Below are 17,866 nucleotides of genomic sequence, written 5' to 3' on the forward strand. Positions count from 1 at the left end.
TTGTTCAGATGTTTGCAGTAAGACGAGTCCGGAGGTTTATCCGGTCTCGTCTGTTCAGCGTTATCAGGGTTGAACGATAATGCTGACGCGCCGGTTCTCTTGTCGACCCTTTAACGTATCATTGCTGGCGACGGGATAACGACTGCCCAGTCCCTGTGCACTGATATTATCGGGATTGAAACCAGCCTCGACAAACAGCTCCGAAACTCTTTTGGCACGATTAAGTGACAGTGTGTCGTTATAGCTCTGCGCGCCGATGGAGTCGGTATGGCCTTCAAGTCTGAGCTGGCTGATATCCACCTCTAACAGTGAGTCAGCAATCCTGGTGATAATCGCTTTTTCTTCGGGACCCGTTGTGACATCATCAAAGCCGAAGAGTACTTTCCCTGACAGATTGAGTAGCCATCCCTGATCGGTCAACTCGAAGCCATTTTTCTTGAGTACCTCCACCTGTCTGGCATTCAGTCCAGATGGTACTGTCTGACAACCGACCAGCAATAACAGCATGAATATACAAATGGTGGTTTCAAATAAACGTTTGTGTATGTTTTTGTTCAGCACTTAAAGTCTCCTGATAACTGTTTTCTGTGGCTACTGGATCAGCTAGTTGCCAGCCTCCCTGTTTATTGCGCTTGGCAGTGTACATCGCTTTGTCGGCGCTGTGTAGTAATGCATTGGCGGTTCTGCCATGTGTTGGGTAGATGGCAACACCCAGGCTGAGGGAGGTCGGGATGATGCGTCCATCGGGTATTCTGATGGGGTCATTCATGCTTGCCAGGATGTTTTCGGCAATGATGAAGGCATCTGCAGTGTCATTCAGCGGGTTGATCACTACCGCAAACTCGTCGCCGCCAAGCCTGGCAACAACATCCTCTGATCGGAGCTGCGCTTTGACGCGAGCCGCCACAGTGGTCAGCACAGCGTCACCTGCCGCATGTCCCAGGGTATCATTGATCTTTTTAAAGCCATTGCTGTCGAGATAGAACACAGCCAGTTGTTGATCGTGTTCAATGGCATCACGTACAGCCTGCTTGAGCCGTCCTTCAAAGTAGAGGCGATTAGGCAGACCGGTCAGGCTGTCGTGTGTAGCTTTGCGGGTCAGATGCTCATTCTCTCTTTTCAGGTGCTTCTGCCACTGCTCAAGCTCATCCAGCAGCTCATTGAAATCATCACCCAACTCGTTCAGCTCGGCAATGCTGGCCCTCGGTACGCGTTGCGAAAAATCACGGTCGTAACGCACGGCATGTGCCACACTGACCAGTTTCCGAAGAGGGCGCGTGATATTGCCCTGCATCCGCCGTGACAGATGATAGGCGCTCATAATACTGATCGTCATGCAGATGATCATGCCAAGTAAACCGCTGACCAGAAAAGAAAGCAGGCTGCCGCCACTGCCAGTGACATATACCTGACCGAGAATGCGTCTGCCTTGAGCGATGGGGACCTGTACGGGAGGCTGCATCAGGTTCGCCATTAACCTTCCTGCCTGATCAAATAGCCCTTGGGATGGCTTTTCCCAGCGTGCCAACAGTTTTCCTTCGCGATCGGTTACGTGTGCGTTAGCAACCTCCTCTGTGGCAACTATCAGCGTCAGGGCTTCGTATGCCGCTTCCTCATCATGGAATATGACTGCTGCTTCAACCGTGTAACTGACGGACCGGGCGATCAGTTGCAAGTTATGTTCGGCATAGACACGTAGCGCCAGCAGAGCAATCAGGGTCAATAAAAGACTGGCAAGACCCACGGCTATCAGGGCAACAGACAGGTGAGCTTTGTTCAACGTTGCCCTGAGTGATGGCAGAAGTGGTTTCGCGGTAAAGTGAGTATTCATTCCTGAACCACCGTTCGGTTGCCGAGTTTCAGAACGTGTGGGTGAACGCGTACTCCGCTACGTGCGATGGAATCAAGATTGACCAGAAAACGCACTTCAAGATTGTTTACCAGCAGACAGAACATGCTGCCGACACTACAGCGCTCGTCTTGCTCGCTGATAGTGAGAATAGGGGATCCACTGATACGATGAGACAAGCTCATGTAATCTGTTTCTTCCATTACACCGATATAGATCACTTGGCAGCGAAGCGCGATATCTTCGGCATCCCATTCGATACGTTGAGGTATCAGAGGTTGGCCGAGCACTTCCAGGTTGGCGTGAAGAAGTGTATCGGCATACTCAGTAGGTGCGGTGACACAAAAATCGATCGGACCGGGCTCACTTTTCCATCGCGTATAGCCGAGGATGCCGAGTACCACATCAGTCACTGCTGCTGTGCGCTGCGGCATCAGTGGCTCAGACTGCTCCTGTGCTGTGATATTGCCAGCAACAGACAGCACGATGAGCGACAGCAACATCTGGAGTAACCGTCTGAATGAGACTGTATAGAATGAGAGCAAGAAGTTATGCAAACAGGACGTCCATGCTTGGTGTTGAGGTGTACGGGATCAGTGTTTCCTTATTCAATACTCATGTCAACCTGTACTGAGGTTCAATACCTTTGTGATGAAGGAGTATAAGCACCTGTTAAATCAGTACTTCGTGATTTATTCATCGCGGATTCAGACAGTTAAACTACACTGGATGGATAACTAAAGGATAAGCGAGATGATATATGATGGACAAGAAGTTCAACCGATGGTTGCCAATGACGGCGTTGGTGCTGATGTTGCTAATAGCGCTGCCTGCCTGCACCACCGCAGGTACTGAATCTGGAGTGCAGTGGATGACACTTGAAGATACTCAGTGGAAGTTGTTGCAGCTGCGTGATGAGGCCGTTCCTGAACAGGAAAATATGATGCGCCATCCAGTTCTGGCGTTTCTGCCCGATGGCCGTGTCGCTGGTTCAGATGGCTGTAATAGGCTGATGGGTGGCTATCAAGAACAAGGTCGGCAACTGAGTTTTACGCAGATGGCCTCGACACGAATGGCTTGCGTTGATGGGATGGAAGTGGCAGATAGCTTCAATTATCTGATCGCGTTGGTACGGAGCTATGAAATCAAAGACGATCTGTTGGAGTTGTTCAGTGACAGCGGAGAGCTGCTAATGCGTTTTCAGGTCGATACTGCAGCTGAAAACTGATTACTGGTAACGGCTCACGATTTCCTCAGTCTGTCGCACGGGCGAAGAGGTATATCCATCTGAGCCGCAATTCTCCTTCGGTATAAAAATGATATTCGTCAGCTTGCGCAGTGTGGGAGTGGGCGGCCGATATCACAAAGGCCAACAGCACTGAAAGCACCTTGATGCAAGGTTTGCTGAGTTCTGAAAGAGTAGTTATCTGCATGACTGCCCTAGAGCTAAGCCTTGGAACTAAGCTCTTGAACGTCAGGGTCACGGAGATAGATAAAAATTTAGTGACAAGCAATATTTTTCTCTGCAAAGTAATTTAAAATCCTGTATAATCTCGCACTATTTTAAAACCCTAGCTTATTGAGATGACTATGTCAGCAGATTTATCCTTATACAGAAACATTGGTATCTTCGCCCACGTAGATGCTGGCAAAACCACTACTACCGAGCGAATTCTGAAACTGACCGGCAAAATTCATAAGTTAGGTGAAGTTCACGAAGGTGAATCGACTACTGACTTTATGGAACAGGAAGCCGAGCGCGGAATCACTATCCAGTCAGCAGCCGTAAGCTGTTTCTGGAAAGGCTACCGTTTCAACGTTATCGATACTCCGGGCCACGTTGACTTCACCGTTGAAGTTTACCGTTCACTGAAAGTATTGGATGGCGGTGTCGGCGTATTCTGTGGTTCTGGTGGTGTTGAACCCCAGTCAGAAACCAACTGGCGTTATGCGAACGATGCTGAAGTATCGCGTCTGATCTTCGTTAACAAACTGGACCGTATCGGTGCTGACTTTATCCGCGTAACCGAGCAGGTCAAGAAAGTGCTGGGTGCAAACCCTCTGATCATGGTGTTGCCTATCGGCCGTGAAGATACCTTCACTGGCGTGGTTGATCTGTTAACCCAGAAAGCTTACATCTGGGATGAGACTGGACAGCCAGAAAACTACACGATTACTGATGTACCAGCTGATATGGCTGATGACGTTGAAATGTACCGTACCCAGTTGGTCGAAACTGCGCTGGAACAGGACGACGATCTGCTGATGGCTTACATGGAAGGCGAAGAGCCATCTATTGAAGACCTCAAACGCTGCATCCGTAAAGGTTGCCGTGATCTGGTCTTCTTCCCGACTTTCTGTGGTTCTGCCTTTAAAAACAAAGGTATGCAGCTGCTGCTGGACGCTGTTGTTGATTATCTGCCATCACCAACTGAAGTTATTCCTCAGCCACTGACTGACGAAGAAGGTAACGAAATTGGCGAGCACGCTATTGTTTCTGCTGATGAGCCATTCCGTGCCCTGGCATTCAAAATCATGGATGACCGTTTCGGCGCACTGACCTTCATTCGTATTTACTCAGGTGTACTGAACAAGGGTGATACCATCCTGAACTCTTTCACCGGTAAAACCGAGCGTATCGGTCGAATGGTTGAAATGTACGCCAATGACCGTATTGAGCTGACCACAGCTCAGGCTGGCGACATCGTTGCGCTGGTGGGTATGAAGAACAACACCCAGACTGGCCACACCCTGTGTGATCCCAAGTTCCCTTGTACGCTTGAGCCAATGGTATTCCCAGAGCCAGTAATCTCTATTTCTGTTGCACCTAAAGACAAGGGTTCTACAGAAAAAATGGGTATCGCTATCGGCAAGATGGTTGCTGAAGATCCAACGTTCCGGGTTGAAACCGACGTTGACTCAGGTGAAACCATCCTGAAAGGCATGGGTGAATTGCACCTGGATATCAAAGTAGACATTCTGAAGCGTACCTATGGCGTAGAATTGGTCGTAGGTCAGCCACAGGTTGCTTACCGCGAAACCATTACCAGCGCAATCGAAGACAGCTATACCCACAAGAAACAATCTGGTGGTTCAGGTCAGTACGGTAAAATTGATTACCGCATCCGTCCTGGCGAGCAGAACTCTGGCTTTACGTTCAAATCATCAGTCGTTGGTGGTAACGTACCAAAAGAGTTTATCCCAGCGATTGAGAAAAGCTTTGCGGGCATGATGTCTACTGGTACCCTGGCAGGCTTCCCGGTACTGGACGTTGAGATTGAAGTGTTCGATGGTGCTTACCACGCCGTTGACTCATCAGCTATCGCGTTTGAAATCGCCGCTAAAGGCGCCTTCAGACAGTCAATGCCAAAAGCTGGCCCGCAGCTGCTTGAACCGATCATGAAAGTTGACGTGTTCACTCCTGAAGATCACGTGGGTGATGTTATCGGTGACATAAACCGTCGTCGTGGCATGATCCTGGGTCAGGAAGCAGGTGTTACTGGCGTACGAGTTAAAGCTGACGTACCTCTGTCAGAAATGTTCGGTTACATCAGTACTCTGCGTACCATGACTTCAGGCCGTGGTCAGTTCTCTATGGAGTTCGCGCACTACTCACCGTGCCCGGCTAACGTAGCTGAGACTGTAATCGCCAAAGAGAAAGAAAAGAAAGCAGCCGCTGCTAAAGGCTAAGTAGTTAATACAGCTATGTAGTTAATACCGCTATGTAGTTAATACAGCTATATAGTCAGCGCGCTTTAAAAAAACCCCGCCAGTTCGCTCTGGCGGGGTTTTTTTGTTTGTCTGGTTTACCATACTGTTTTGCCATGTAGTAATCCGCTACTACCCCTTGTTCTCATTTCATTGCTACAAAGAGGGTTCAAACTACCATCAGGAGTACAGCAATGAATAAGAAGATTCTGATGATCACTGGTGACTTCACCGAGGATTATGAAACCATGGTGCCTTTTCAGGCACTTCAGGCGGTTGGTCATGTCGTGCATGCCATTTGTCCCGACAAGAAAGCGGGGGATACAGTTGCGACCGCGATCCACGATTTTGAAGGTGATCAGACCTATACCGAGAAACCCGGGCATCGGTTTGCACTGAATGCCAGCTTTGATGAGATTCGGGTGGAAGATTACGATGCGCTGGTGATTCCCGGCGGACGTGCCCCTGAGTACCTGCGTCTGAATGTGAATGTATTGAAAATGGTGCAGTATTTCTTCACTGCAGATAAACCGGTGGCAGCGATCTGTCATGGTGCGCAGTTGCTGGCTGCAGCTGGTGTACTGAAGGAGCGGCACTGCTCGGCCTACCCAGCCTGCCAACCCGAGGTGGAGCTTGCAGGTGGACGTTACGCCAACATTGCCGTGGATAAGGCAGTCACCGATGGCAATCTGGTCACCGCACCGGCCTGGCCTGCACATCCAGACTGGCTGGCTCAGTTTATGGTTCTGCTCAATAAGTGATGAGAGCCCGGTGCTGGGTAGATCCCTTCTGCTCGGCACCGATTCGTCGTCTATACTGATGTCTCTAAATACAAAAAATTATAGGGGCAGGCGCTTCTGGAAGCATAATCTTCTACAGACATAAGCTTCTAATTGAGCCTTATACAGACACTTGTGGAGCCTTCCCATGTGCAGATTGTTTATCGGCGCTGATCCTACCCTCTGGGTCAGTTCCTCACGTTCCCTTCGTATCGACGGTATGGTGACCAGTATCCGGCTGGAAAACGGCTTCTGGACGCTGCTGGAAGAGATCGCTCAGCGCGATGGCATGCATCTGCCGCAGATGCTGACAAAGCTTTATCACGAGTCGATTGATGCCGGGCATGATCTGGGTAATTTCACCTCATTTCTACGTGTTTGCGCCCTGCGATATCTGTCATTGCAACTGAGTCATGATATTCCTGCCGATGTCCGAGTACCGATCGCCTCTCTTGATGCCACGCAGATACTGGCGCGGGAAAAGAAGGACTGGCATTGACGCGACCTGTCTGATTCTGTCGTAATGGCTGTCATCTTAATTCAGACAGGCGATCACAGATGCTGACAGGCAACGAATCAGAACAAGTTGTTTCCACCGGAATCAGCGGGCTGGACCAGATTCTGAGCGGCCTGCGCATCGGTGATAATGTGGTCTGGCGGGTCGAAGACATTGATGATTATCGCCGGTTTGTCACGCCGTTTGTCGCCGCTGCAGTGGCTCAGGGTCGATCCATTATCTATCTGCGTTTCGGGCATCATTCCCCCTTGGTTGAGGAAGGGCAGGGTGTTCGTGTCGTGCGTGTTGATGCTTTGCGCGGGTTCGAAGCCTTCACGCGTCATGTCTGGCAACTCGTGGCGGAGTATGGACGAGGAGCCTTCTATGTCTGTGACTGTCTGACCGATCTGCAGGATGCCTGGGCCACGGATCATATGGTGGGTAACTTCTTCCGAGTGATCTGCCCCTTTCTCTATGAGCTGGACACAGTGGCTTACTTTGCACTCTATCCACGTGCTCACTCTCAGGTCACGCTGGCTCGTATCCGTGACACCACGCAGGTACTGATCGATGTGCATCGGGCTGGCAATGAGTCCCAGATACAGCCGGTCAAAGTGTGGGAGCGACAATCACCGACCATGTTCCTGCCGCATCGCCAGGCACAGGATCAGTTCATACCGGTTACCGACAGCAGTGATGCAACGCGGTTGCAGGCGCTGATTGAGCTCAGGCATGGGCAGGGCCAACAGCTGCTTGATCATTGGGACCAGCTGTTTCTGAATGTATCAGATCCACGGATGCTGGAGGATGACGCTGCGCAGCAAGCCTGTCTGGATCAGATCCTGCCGATATTGATCAGCCGTGATTCACGCATGCTGACACTGGCACAAAAGTATCTGTCGCTGGAGGATCTGCTGGCCATTCGCAGCCGCATGATCGGTAGTGGTTATATTGGCGGAAAAGCAGCAGGGATGCTGCTGGCACGAGCGATTCTACTCCGAGAGGACGGCGCTTGCTGGCAGCAGCGTCTGGAACCACATGATTCCTACTACCTCGGATCGGATGTGTATTACGCGTTTCTGGTGCATAACCGCCTCTGGGCTAATGTAATGCTGCAAAGGACTGCATCAGGTTATTTCGAGCAAGCGCCTCTATTACGTCAGGCGGTGCTCGAAGGTGAGATCCCACAGGAGATCAGACAGGAACTGGAGCGGATGCTGGATCATTTTGGTCAGTATCCGATTCTGGTCAGGTCGAGTAGCCTGCTGGAAGATGGATTCGGTAATGCGTTTGCGGGTAAATATGAGAGTGTGTTTCTGGTCAACCAGGGCAGTCCTGAACAACGTCTGACACAACTTGAACAGGCGATTCGACAGGTCTATGCCTCCTCCTTCAGCGAAGATGCATTGGTGTATCGTCAGCAGCGGGGACTGGCAGACCTTGAGGAGCCGATGGCGCTGTTGCTGCAGCGAGTGAACGGTCGGTATCAGGGCCAGTACTATCTCCCGGATGCAGCCGGTGTTGGCGTGTCTCGTAACACCTTTGCCTGGGATGCGGATATGGATCCGGCAGCAGGGATGGTAAGGCTGGTGATGGGACTTGGCACACGGGCGGTGGACCGTATCGAGGGGGATCATGCCTGTGTGGTGGCACTGGATTACCCACACAAACGACCCTTTCGTAACCGTGATGAGGCCTATCGCTTTTCTCAATCGCTGGTGGATCTGCTCAATGTGGCCGACAACCAACTGCAGTCACGCTCCCTGATGCGGTTGAGTCAGGAGTGCCCGCACCTGCCGCTGTCAGCTCTGGGTGAGCTGGACAGAGAAGCAACAGAGCGCGCACGCCAACTGCCTGATCCTGCCCCTGTGTGGCGTCTGACGTTTGATCCCCTGCTACGCAGAACCGAGTTTGTGCCGCTTCTGAGAAATATGCTGACGACGCTGGAGCAGGCATATGAACATCCAGTGGATGTGGAGTTTACCGTTCATCTCGGACCCGATGGCGAGCCGACGTTCAATCTGGTGCAGTGCCGCCCGTTGGCAGTGCTTGGGCCGAGCCAGCAGGTCACGCTGCCCGAGCAGATCGATGAAGAGACACTGTACTTCAGGACAGAGGGCCACTTCATGGGTGGTAATATGGATATCCGTCTGGATCGTGTCGTGCAGGTCGATGCCAGGCAGTATGCAGGCTTGAGCATCTCTCAGAAGTACGAAGTGGCGAAACTCATCGGGCAGATCTGTCGCGCAGATGAAGAGCGATCAACTGTGTTGATAGGGCCTGGTCGCTGGGGCACTAGCAGCCCAGAGCTGGGTGTGCCGGTGCGTTTTGCCGATATCAGCCGGATCGCCGTGCTGGTTGAGGTGGCCGAAATGGGAGCGGGCATGGTGCCGGATCTCTCGTTCGGATCGCACTTCTTTCAGGATCTGGTGGAGTCATCGATTGCCTATGTAGCACTCTTCCCGAATGAAAGCAGCACACACTATCACCCGCAGTGGTTGAGTTCGTCCAATGTGGTATCACTTTCGGCGCAGGAGTTGTGCACGGATGAAGATGAGTTCGATGATGCGGTAAGTGCAGTGGTACGGATTTATGATCTGAGCGCTCAACCCTTACGGCTGGTGGCTGATGTGGTGAGTCAGCGTCTGCTCTGTTACCAGGCGGATGGTGGTTGATCGTCAGATCTGAACGATCTTCTGGTCTGAGTGATTTAAAAGCGCAGTGATGAATAAGGTGATATGAAAAGGCGAGGTGCATGAGCAGCACCTCGCCTGACGGGTTGGGCGAGGATCAGATCAGACCCATCGCGTCCATGGCCCGGGCGACTCTCAGGAAACCAGCGATATTGGCACCGACCACGTAGTTACCGGGTGCGCCGAACTCTTCTGCGGTTTCAAAGCAGTTACGGTGAATATTCACCATGATCTCCTGCAGACGCGCTTCGGTATGTTCGAAGGTCCAGTAGTCACGACTGGCGTTCTGCTGCATCTCCAGTGCACTGGTGGCAACTCCGCCAGCATTGGCTGCCTTGCCGGGGCCATAAGCGATGCCCGCCTGCTGGAAGATAGCGATTCCTTCCGGCGTAGTGGGCATGTTGGCGCCTTCTGCCACTGCGATACAGCCGTTTTCGACCAGCGATTTGGCGTCCTTACCGTTCAATTCATTCTGTGTGGCGCAGGGTAGCGCGACATCGCACGGAATCTGCCAGATATTACCACCGGGCAGGTATTTGGCATGGCTGCGCTCTTCGGCATAAGCGCTCAAGCGGCGGCGCTCAACCTCCTTCAACCGTTTGACCAGATTCAGGTCGATTCCCTGCTCATCTATGATGACACCGTTGGAGTCGGAGCAGGCGATCACTTTGGCACCCAGTTGGGTGGCCTTGTCGATCGCATAGATGGCCACGTTGCCGGAGCCCGATACGATGCAGGTCTTGCCATCCAGAGAATCGTTACGTGCCTTGAGCATCTCCTGAACGAAGAACACGGTGCCGTAGCCAGTGGCTTCGGTGCGCGCACAACTTCCACCCCAGTTGATCCCCTTGCCGGTGAACACGCCGGATTCATAGCGGTTGGTGATGCGCTTGTATTGGCCAAACAGATAACCGATCTCACGGGCACCGACGCCGATATCACCTGCCGGAACATCGGTGTATTCGCCGATATGACGGAACAGCTCGGTCATCAGGCTCTGGCAGAAGCGCATGATCTCATCATCAGATTTGCCTTTGGGATCAAAATCGCTGCCCCCCTTGCCGCCGCCGATCGGCATGCCGGTCAGGGCATTTTTGAAAATCTGTTCAAAACCGAGAAACTTGATGATGCCCAGATAAACAGATGGGTGAAAACGCATGCCGCCCTTGTAGGGGCCAAGTGCACTGTTAAACTCAACACGAAACGCACGGTTGATCTGAAACTCGCCCTTATCGTCCTGCCAGGGGACACGGAAGATAATCTGACGCTCAGGCTCACAGATACGCTGAATGATTTTGCGATCAGCATACTCGGGGTATTTGACCAGAACAGGACCCAGTGTTTCCAGAACCTCATGTACCGCCTGATGAAACTCCGTTTCACCCGCGTTGCGGCGCAGGACATCCTGATAGATCAGCTCAAGCTTTTCGTCGAGAATTACCGACATAGTTGTGACTCCAAGAAAGTGAACAGCAAAAAGTGTTGCGATAAAAGTGGTGCGATAAAAGTGGTGCGATAAAAGTGGTGCGATAAAAGTGGTGCGATAAAAGTGGCGTGAACTGAGTTGGCAGAGATCATGTGCTTCACGCAAAGCGCTCAATTTCATCACAATGCACTAATATAAAGCAACGGGCAAATGGTCGTAGACGTTTCTCATGATTGGCAAGGGAATGAATGTGCCAGACTACTGATCCCGCCAGGGAATATTAAGGGTCTTATCGACACATTTTACCCGCCGATGCAGTGCGGCCTTGGCCATCATATGCGCGCTTGCCGGTGCCGTGACAAACAGAAACAGCGTAATGATCGCTTCCTGCACCGATATGCCGTCGGTCAGGAAGCTGAAATAGAGCAATGAACCGATCAGCGTGCAGCCCACGCCGAGGGTGCTGGCCTTGGTCGGGCCATGCAGGCGCATGTAGAAATCCGGTAGCCGTGCCAGACCGATTGAACCGAGCAGTGCGACAAGGGCGCCGATCAGAATAAACAGGGCGATGATCAGTTCCAGCAGCCAGGGGAGAGTATTCATTCGATCACATCCCCCCGCAGCAGATACTTGGTCATTGCTATGGTGCCGACAAAGCCCATTAACGCGATCAACATCGCGGCTTCGAACAGTATACCCAGTTGCATCTGGATATCGGCCAGCACAATCACCGCAATGCTGTTGATCATCAGCGTATCCAGCGCAAGAATGCGATCAGTGATGTCCGGACCAATCAATAATCGGTACAGATTCAGCAGTATGCCAAGCGAAAAGAGCGTCAGCGCAATTGGGATGACCAGTGCAATCATTGGAAGATCTCCTTCAGCGGTTTCTCGTAGCGTGTCCTTATCTGCTCAATCAGCGCCCGCTCGTCGTCGATATGCAAAACATGGATCAGCAGTGTCCCTTGCTGTGTATCGTAGTGTGATGTCACTGTGCCGGGTGTCAGCGAAATGGTGCTGGCCAGCAGGGTGATGGCAAACTCATCCACCAGCTCCACGGGGTAGGTGATGAAGCCGGGTGACAACTGATCGACCCGCCCGATAATGCGCCGGGCCACGATAAGGTTGGAGCAGATGATGTCCCAGAGCAGCACAAGAAAGTAGCGCAGCAATAACAATGGGTGATGCATGAGTGCTGGTTCCGGCCAGAAACGACGGGTCGAAAAGGGGATCAGAATGCCTAATCCCAGCCCCAGCAACACCTGAGCAACGCTGAAGCTGTTCACAAGGAACAGCCAGAGTACTGCCAGAAAGAGTGTAAAGATTGGTCGGGGCAGCCAGAAGGTAAAACGATTCATCTCTGAACCTCCAGTTCGGTCAGCCATGCCTGATTCAGTACTGCATCGATATAGCGCTGCGGCGACAGGATCTGCTGCGCTGTCAGTTCCAGATAGTGGATGACCGGTTCTGCCAGCAGAGAAAGCAACAGGCTGATGCTGAGCATCAGACAGATCAGTGCAAAACTGGGTTTATCAAGCCGCTGTGGTGAGGAGACTGAGGTGGTGGGGCGCCAGAACCAGCGACTACCGGCTCGGCTCAGCGCAATCAAGGTCAGCAAACCTGCCAGTAGCATCAGCCCCCAGAGTAGACCACCGGATGGATTTTTCATCGCGGACTGGATCAGCCATAGCTTGCTGATGAACCCGCTGAAAGGTGGCAGGCCGGTGATACTGATGGCACCGATAAAAAACACACTGCCCAGCAACCATCGATGATTCAGTGGTGATACCTGCAGAAAACGATCATAACCACGGTAGCGCTGCTTACCGATCAGGTCGGCCAGCAGGAAAAAGGTAGCGGTCAGACAGGTGCTGTGCAGCAGGTAATAGAGTGCTGAGCTCAGCATCTCTTGCCCCGGCAGCGAGATGGCGCCAAGCAGTGTGCCGACGGAGACGATCACAAGATAGGCCGTCAGGGTGCGTAGACTCGCCGAGCCCAGCACTCCGATGGCGCCGAGCAGCAAGGTCGCCAGTGCCAATGGCCAGAGCCACGCCCACAGGGTCAGGTTGAGCGGTTGATCTCCCTGGCCGAAGACCAGATGAAATACCCTCAGCATCGAATAGATGCCGACCTTGGTCATGATCGCAAACAGCGCTGCCACCGGCGCACTGGCCGCAGAATAGGCGCGGGGTAGCCAGAACAGCAGTGGCAGCAACGCTGCCTTGACGCCGAAGACCACCAGCAGCAAAAGCGCTGCACTGGTCAGCAGGGGCTGATCAGCCACGGGCATGCGGGCAATTTTCACTGCCAGATCGGCCATGTTGAGTGTGCCGGTCAGACCATACAGAGTGCCGACTGCCAGCAGGAACAGCGCAGAGCCGACCAGATTGATGATCACATAGTGCAGTCCGGCTCGGCTGCGGGCCCGACCACCACCGTGGAGCAGAAGCGCATAGGAGGCGATCAGAAGAATCTCGAAAAATACAAACAGATTGAACAGATCACCTGTCAGAAAGGCACCGTTGATACCGGTCAGTTGCAACTGAAACAGGGCATGAAAGTGAGAACCTTCTTGATCTGCTCCCCGGCAGGCATAGAGTGCCGCAATCAGGCTCAGACAGGCGGTTAACAACAGCATGATCGCGCTCAGTCGATCCAGCACCAGCACGATGCCATAGGGTGCGATCCAGTTGCCCAGGTTGTAGAGGAGGTGTTCCCCGCGACCGGCCTGAAGGACAGCCCATACACCCAGCAGCACGAGCAGACCACAACTGCCCAGGCTGGTCAGGCGCTGTATCGTTAACGAAGCCTTGAACCCCAGCAGCAGACCAGCGCCTGCCATCAGTGGGATAAGAATAGGCATAACCATGAGATTCGTCATGGTCGATCCTCATTCGGGTCTTCGCCATCGACATGATCGTTGCGCAGTTCCACGGCTGCCTTGAGTGCCAGCACCACGACAAAACTGGTCATGGCAAAGCCGATCACGATTGCCGTCAGCACAAGCGCCTGAGGTAAGGGATCGGCATAGTCCTTTACCAGTCCAATCACAGCCGGGGATTCGGTTTTCAGGCGGCCCATACCGAACAGGTAGAGGTTGACGGCATGGGAGAGCAACGTCAGGCCGAGTATCACGGAAAAGGTTCTCGCCCGCAGCAGCAGATAGACACCACTGGTGGTCAGTGCGCCCAGTGTGAGTGCAAACAGGATCTCCATCAGCCCACCTCCTTGCCGGGTCCGGCAACCGTCATCAGCTTGCCGAGATTGGCCAGTATCAGCAGGGTGGCGCCGACCACGGTGATGTATACGCCCAGATCAAACAGCAGGGCGCTGGCCAGCTCGAACTCACCTATCACTGGCCAGTCGAAATGGTTGAAGGTTGTGGTCAGGAAAGGATATCCGAATATCAGACTGGCGAGCCCGGTGCCGATGGCCAGGAGAATGCCAGCACCGATCAGCGGTCTGAAATGGGTCAGCATCCGCTCCTGAGCCCAGACCAGACCACCGGCCATATACTGCAATGTCAGCGCCACAGCCGTGATCAATCCGGCGATGAAACCTCCGCCCGGCATATTGTGGCCGCGCAGGAATATATAGGCTGATACCAGCAGCGCGATTGGCAGCACCAACCGGGCGACACGGCTGAGAATCACCGGATGTGGTTCAGCCACCCAATGCTCATCAGCAATCGGCACCACGCGCTCCTTCAGATGCAGCTCCCGTGTGAAGGCGAAAACGGCCAGTGCGGCAATGCCCAGGACGGTGATCTCGCCGAGTGTGTCAAAGCCACGGAAATCCACCAGTATCACATTGACGACATTGGTACCGCCTCCGCCGGGCACACTGTTGGCAAGAAAATAGTCCGAGATGCTGCTGAAGGGGCGTGTCATCACGGCAAAGCTGAACAGACTGACACCGAGACCTGCGATGCAGGCGATGACGATATCCCTGAACTTACGATAGGGCTGAGACTCCTTGGGCGACTGCTGTGGCAAAAATGAGAGGGCCAGCATCATGATCACAACCGCCATCACCTCCACCGATAGTTGCGTCAAGGCCAGATCCGGGGCCGAAAAGCGCGCAAAGGCGAGGGTGACAAACAGGCCGGTCACGCCGAGCAGCAGCAGGGCTGGCAGGCGGTGGCGATGAAACACGGCAACTCCGAGAGCAGCCAGCGACAGAATGCAGGCGCCCATCAGTGTCATGGCGTCGGGGCGGGTGATGGCAAGCTCGCCGCGCCAGCCACTGAAGCCGATCAGTGCCACCGCACAGAGGGTCAGAGCAGTGGCCAGCAGGAACATCAGATAGCGCTGCAGAGAGCCATTTTCCAGCTGATAAACTCGATTCTGCGAGAAGCGGATCACGCGCTGCATAAGCCATTCGAAAATCTCCTTGGCGTCCACATCAGGTAAGCGGTTGTGGATCGCAAACAGGGGTGTTCTGGCCATGTAGAAGATCAATCCGCCCAGCAGTGCCAGCAGACTCATCTGCAGCGGCAGGCGCAGATCGGCGAGTTGATCGAAATCATAGGTAGGATGAGACAGACCGGTGGCGGCCTCCACGGCTGGCTGAATCAGCAGGGCATAGACATACTGAGGAAAGGCACCAGCCAGAACACAACCGGTACTGAGTATCAGAATTGGCAGGAGAACCAGCCGCGCCGGTGGTTTGGGTGGATAGATAGGCAGATCGATCGGGTGACCGTTGAAGAAAACATTATGGAAAATACGGATGGAGTAGGCGACTGAGAACAGGCCTGCCAGCGTGACCCAGACCGGGATAATCATCACGGCCCAGTCGGGCGCTGTGACCAGTTGCAGGCTCTCGGCAAACAGCATCTTCTTGCTCAGATAACCGTTCAGCCAAGGCAAACCAGCCATGGCGGCAGCCGGTATTGCCGTGAGTAGCATCAATCCTGGCAGATAGCGGTAGAGACCATTGATCTGGCGCATATCACGACTGCCCGTTGCCTGATCGACCACACCGGCCATCATGAACAGTGGCGCCTTGATCACGGCATGGTTGATCAGGTGGAATAATGCTGCTGCCATCGCCGTGCTGGTGCCAATACCCATCAACAGGGTGATCAGACCCAGATGAGATAGGGTCGAGTAAGCCAGTAATCCCTTGATATCATGCATGAACATCGCGACAAAGGCGCCGATCATCAGGGTCATCATCCCGCTCATCACAACCAGCAGGAACCACAGATCGGTATCGGCCAACGCCGGGTGCAGTCTTGCCAGCAGATACAGACCGGCCTTGACCATTGTTGCAGAATGCAGGTAAGCCGACACAGGTGTGGGGGCCGACATCGCATGGGGTAGCCACAGATGAAAGGGAAATTGGGCGGATTTGGTAAAGGCACCCAACAGGATCAACACCAGAATCAGCGGATAGCGAGGATCTGCTTTGATCTGATCACCGGCGGCCAGAATATCAGTCAGTTGATAACTACCGGCGCTCTGTCCCAGCAGCAGTACTCCGGCTAACAGTGCGATACCACCGCCGCCTGTGATGACCAATGACATGCGGGCGCCCCGCCGGGCCGTGCGCTTATGCCAGCCGAAACCGATCAACAGAAACGAGACCAGACTGGTCATCTCCCAGAACACCAGCATGAACAGCAGGTTTTCTGACATGACGATACCCAACATGGCAGACATGAACAGTAGTATCAGGCAGTAGAAACGGCCAGCCGATGGATGACCTTCAAAATAACAACGTGCGTAAAGAATGATGAGACAGCCAATCCCGGTGATCAGCAGCGCAAACAGCCAGGAAAGTCCATCCAGTCTCAGCGAGATAGATAAGCCAAGGTGAGGGATCCAGCTGTAGTCATGAATCAGGATATCGCCTGCCAGCATCCGGGGAGCCAGCATCAGCAGCAGGGCAAGGCTGAACAGAGTTGGCAGCGCTGCCAGTACCGCCAGGCGTGAAATAGACAAGTGTCGCCCGATTGCCGGCAGGATGGCAAAGAGCAATGGAGTCAGAATGATCAGTGCTAAGGGCATCAGCTCGGTCAAGCATCCTCAGGCGGAGCTTCAGCGGACCTTTGGGTATTCTCCGATTCCTACCCAGCTCCTGTTATTATCTGGCCGCTGAGAAAAGGTTAGCACCTACTGATCAAATTGCATGTACTTTTTCGGGGTAGGCCATAAGAGGTAGGAAACCTGCTGTATGGCCTTGTGGGGATGACCTTGTGGGGAGAGTCTTGAGGGGAGAGTCTTGAGGGTATGAGTTCTACCAGTCCAGATCATCCGGAATCTGATACTCGGCATACTCCGCCTCTTCGGCGGCGATCTGCTGCTTGCGCTCCTCTTCGTCCGTCACCACGGCAGAGGGGTCTCGCAAAATGATGCGCTGAGCGATCTCGGTTGGTACCAGCTCGAATTTATTATTCACAGCAACAACCGCCAGCTGCTTTCTGGCCAGCTGTGCCTGTAACTCAGCATTGATCCAGATCGATTTGACCAGATTGTCGTAGATGAAGTTATAGCGCTGCTCGCCATTGCCCGGCAGGGTGATACGATGCTGCTGAACCAGTTGTTTGATCTCGGCCTGTGCGGCACGCTGTGCCTGCTCCTGCTTGCGTTGCTCGTTTAGCAGACGGTCCTTTTCAACCTTTTCCTTCCGTTTGGCTTCGAGGGAGGCTGAGCTTTCTGCTGGTTGGGCAGTTGTTTTCTGTTTGGAGTGTTTGCGCTTTTCCAGCTCGACCTGCTTGGCCTGCTTCTTGGACGCGATGCCAGCTTTGAGTAGTTGATCCTTGAGTGAACCTGCCATGATCCGACCTTTGCGATGATTCCTGTTGGGCGGGATTATAGCATAAGACTCAACTCTGAAATGGGCTGTGAACTGGTATGTGTAGTGATATCCAAGGCCTTTGCAAAGGTACAGGGATTTACGCCGGGCT

The 17,866-nt window shown here is 53.3% G+C and carries 16 protein-coding genes; 5 read left to right on the forward strand and 11 right to left on the reverse strand.

What is annotated here, in order from left to right; genetic code table 11:
- Positions 1-63 precede the first annotated feature (63 nt).
- Genes ACK3CJ_RS06440 through ACK3CJ_RS06450 form a run of 3 tightly spaced genes read right to left on the reverse strand, consistent with a single transcriptional unit; the run spans position 64 to position 2,352 of the window.
- Positions 64-561 carry an OmpA family protein gene (locus ACK3CJ_RS06440; RefSeq protein WP_409525625.1) on the reverse strand — a complete coding sequence of 166 codons (498 nt, stop codon included), beginning with the start codon at positions 559-561 and terminating at the stop codon, positions 64-66.
- Complete coding sequence (locus tag ACK3CJ_RS06445; protein ID WP_409525626.1) at positions 527-1,831, reverse strand: diguanylate cyclase domain-containing protein; 1,305 nt, start codon at positions 1,829-1,831, stop codon at positions 527-529. The genes ACK3CJ_RS06440 and ACK3CJ_RS06445 overlap by 35 nt, the downstream gene beginning before the upstream one ends.
- The gene (locus tag ACK3CJ_RS06450) at positions 1,828-2,352 is read right to left on the reverse strand and encodes a YfiR family protein (RefSeq protein ID WP_409525627.1); all 525 of its coding nucleotides are present in this window, start codon (positions 2,350-2,352) and stop codon (positions 1,828-1,830) included. Before ACK3CJ_RS06450 ends, ACK3CJ_RS06445 begins: the two co-directional genes overlap by 4 nt.
- Positions 2,353-2,609: 257 nt before the next feature.
- Here ACK3CJ_RS06450 and ACK3CJ_RS06455 point away from each other — a divergent pair, with 257 nt between their 5' ends.
- The 5 genes from ACK3CJ_RS06455 (at position 2,610) to ACK3CJ_RS06475 (ending at position 9,507) form a co-directional block, all read left to right on the forward strand.
- The gene (locus tag ACK3CJ_RS06455) at positions 2,610-3,077 is read left to right on the forward strand and encodes an META domain-containing protein (protein WP_409525628.1); all 468 of its coding nucleotides are present in this window, start codon (positions 2,610-2,612) and stop codon (positions 3,075-3,077) included.
- A gap of 362 nt (positions 3,078-3,439) precedes the next feature.
- A complete protein-coding gene (fusA, locus tag ACK3CJ_RS06460; RefSeq protein WP_409525629.1) occupies positions 3,440-5,539 on the forward strand; it encodes an elongation factor G in 2,100 nt (699 codons plus the stop codon).
- A 212-nt stretch (positions 5,540-5,751) separates the two neighbouring features.
- Positions 5,752-6,318: a DJ-1/PfpI family protein gene (locus ACK3CJ_RS06465; RefSeq protein WP_409525630.1), complete on the forward strand. Its 567-nt coding sequence runs from the start codon at positions 5,752-5,754 to the stop codon at positions 6,316-6,318.
- Between the two features lie 166 nt (positions 6,319-6,484).
- Entirely contained in the window at positions 6,485-6,835 is a 351-nt protein-coding gene (locus tag ACK3CJ_RS06470; RefSeq protein WP_409525631.1) for a ribbon-helix-helix domain-containing protein, read from the forward strand.
- Between the two features lie 59 nt (positions 6,836-6,894).
- Positions 6,895-9,507, forward strand: a complete 2,613-nt coding sequence (locus ACK3CJ_RS06475; protein WP_409525632.1) for a PEP/pyruvate-binding domain-containing protein — start codon at positions 6,895-6,897, stop codon at positions 9,505-9,507.
- Positions 9,508-9,622: 115 nt separating this feature from the next.
- On the opposite strand, the gene gdhA is transcribed toward ACK3CJ_RS06475, so the two are convergent.
- The 8 genes from gdhA to ACK3CJ_RS06515 all read right to left on the reverse strand — a co-directional run bounded on the left by gdhA (position 9,623) and on the right by ACK3CJ_RS06515 (position 17,736).
- Complete coding sequence (gdhA, locus tag ACK3CJ_RS06480) at positions 9,623-10,972, reverse strand: NADP-specific glutamate dehydrogenase (RefSeq protein ID WP_409526558.1); 1,350 nt, start codon at positions 10,970-10,972, stop codon at positions 9,623-9,625.
- A 237-nt stretch (positions 10,973-11,209) separates the two neighbouring features.
- Positions 11,210-11,554 carry a Na+/H+ antiporter subunit G gene (locus ACK3CJ_RS06485; RefSeq protein ID WP_409525633.1) on the reverse strand — a complete coding sequence of 115 codons (345 nt, stop codon included), beginning with the start codon at positions 11,552-11,554 and terminating at the stop codon, positions 11,210-11,212.
- Positions 11,551-11,820 carry a K+/H+ antiporter subunit F gene (locus ACK3CJ_RS06490; protein WP_409525634.1) on the reverse strand — a complete coding sequence of 90 codons (270 nt, stop codon included), beginning with the start codon at positions 11,818-11,820 and terminating at the stop codon, positions 11,551-11,553. Before ACK3CJ_RS06490 ends, ACK3CJ_RS06485 begins: the two co-directional genes overlap by 4 nt.
- Entirely contained in the window at positions 11,817-12,311 is a 495-nt protein-coding gene (locus ACK3CJ_RS06495) for a Na+/H+ antiporter subunit E (RefSeq protein ID WP_409525635.1), read from the reverse strand. The genes ACK3CJ_RS06490 and ACK3CJ_RS06495 overlap by 4 nt, the downstream gene beginning before the upstream one ends.
- Positions 12,308-13,834 (reverse strand): monovalent cation/H+ antiporter subunit D, encoded by a 1,527-nt coding sequence (locus tag ACK3CJ_RS06500; protein ID WP_409525636.1) that lies wholly within the window; start codon positions 13,832-13,834, stop codon positions 12,308-12,310. The genes ACK3CJ_RS06495 and ACK3CJ_RS06500 overlap by 4 nt, the downstream gene beginning before the upstream one ends.
- A complete protein-coding gene (locus tag ACK3CJ_RS06505) occupies positions 13,831-14,169 on the reverse strand; it encodes a Na+/H+ antiporter subunit C (protein WP_409525637.1) in 339 nt (112 codons plus the stop codon). The genes ACK3CJ_RS06500 and ACK3CJ_RS06505 overlap by 4 nt, the downstream gene beginning before the upstream one ends.
- Positions 14,169-16,967: a monovalent cation/H+ antiporter subunit A gene (locus ACK3CJ_RS06510; RefSeq protein WP_409525638.1), complete on the reverse strand. Its 2,799-nt coding sequence runs from the start codon at positions 16,965-16,967 to the stop codon at positions 14,169-14,171. Before ACK3CJ_RS06510 ends, ACK3CJ_RS06505 begins: the two co-directional genes overlap by 1 nt.
- A 229-nt stretch (positions 16,968-17,196) precedes the next feature.
- The gene (locus ACK3CJ_RS06515) at positions 17,197-17,736 is read right to left on the reverse strand and encodes a DUF2058 family protein (RefSeq protein ID WP_409525639.1); all 540 of its coding nucleotides are present in this window, start codon (positions 17,734-17,736) and stop codon (positions 17,197-17,199) included.
- Positions 17,737-17,866 lie beyond the last annotated feature (130 nt).

The organism is Nitrincola salilacus (genome assembly GCF_046271865.1).
Lineage (GTDB): Bacteria > Pseudomonadota > Gammaproteobacteria > Pseudomonadales > Balneatricaceae > Nitrincola > Nitrincola salilacus.

What these genes read in the sequence shown, in the direction of transcription:
- ACK3CJ_RS06495 (WP_409525635.1), bottom strand. Translation starts at nt 12,311, where the DNA reads ATGAATCGTTTTACCTTCTGGCTGCCCCGACCAATCTTTACACTCTTT.
- ACK3CJ_RS06490 (WP_409525634.1), bottom strand. Translation starts at nt 11,820, where the DNA reads ATGATTGCACTGGTCATCCCAATTGCGCTGACGCTCTTTTCGCTTGGC.
- ACK3CJ_RS06445 (WP_409525626.1), bottom strand. Translation starts at nt 1,831, where the DNA reads ATGAATACTCACTTTACCGCGAAACCACTTCTGCCATCACTCAGGGCA.
- gdhA (WP_409526558.1), bottom strand. Translation starts at nt 10,972, where the DNA reads ATGTCGGTAATTCTCGACGAAAAGCTTGAGCTGATCTATCAGGATGTC.
- ACK3CJ_RS06505 (WP_409525637.1), bottom strand. Translation starts at nt 14,169, where the DNA reads ATGGAGATCCTGTTTGCACTCACACTGGGCGCACTGACCACCAGTGGT.
- ACK3CJ_RS06475 (WP_409525632.1), top strand. Translation starts at nt 6,895, where the DNA reads ATGCTGACAGGCAACGAATCAGAACAAGTTGTTTCCACCGGAATCAGC.
- ACK3CJ_RS06470 (WP_409525631.1), top strand. Translation starts at nt 6,485, where the DNA reads ATGTGCAGATTGTTTATCGGCGCTGATCCTACCCTCTGGGTCAGTTCC.
- ACK3CJ_RS06485 (WP_409525633.1), bottom strand. Translation starts at nt 11,554, where the DNA reads ATGAATACTCTCCCCTGGCTGCTGGAACTGATCATCGCCCTGTTTATT.
- ACK3CJ_RS06450 (WP_409525627.1), bottom strand. Translation starts at nt 2,352, where the DNA reads ATGTTGCTGTCGCTCATCGTGCTGTCTGTTGCTGGCAATATCACAGCA.
- ACK3CJ_RS06465 (WP_409525630.1), top strand. Translation starts at nt 5,752, where the DNA reads ATGAATAAGAAGATTCTGATGATCACTGGTGACTTCACCGAGGATTAT.
- ACK3CJ_RS06500 (WP_409525636.1), bottom strand. Translation starts at nt 13,834, where the DNA reads ATGACGAATCTCATGGTTATGCCTATTCTTATCCCACTGATGGCAGGC.
- ACK3CJ_RS06515 (WP_409525639.1), bottom strand. Translation starts at nt 17,736, where the DNA reads ATGGCAGGTTCACTCAAGGATCAACTACTCAAAGCTGGCATCGCGTCC.
- fusA (WP_409525629.1), top strand. Translation starts at nt 3,440, where the DNA reads ATGTCAGCAGATTTATCCTTATACAGAAACATTGGTATCTTCGCCCAC.
- ACK3CJ_RS06510 (WP_409525638.1), bottom strand. Translation starts at nt 16,967, where the DNA reads ATGCCCTTAGCACTGATCATTCTGACTCCATTGCTCTTTGCCATCCTG.
- ACK3CJ_RS06455 (WP_409525628.1), top strand. Translation starts at nt 2,610, where the DNA reads ATGATGGACAAGAAGTTCAACCGATGGTTGCCAATGACGGCGTTGGTG.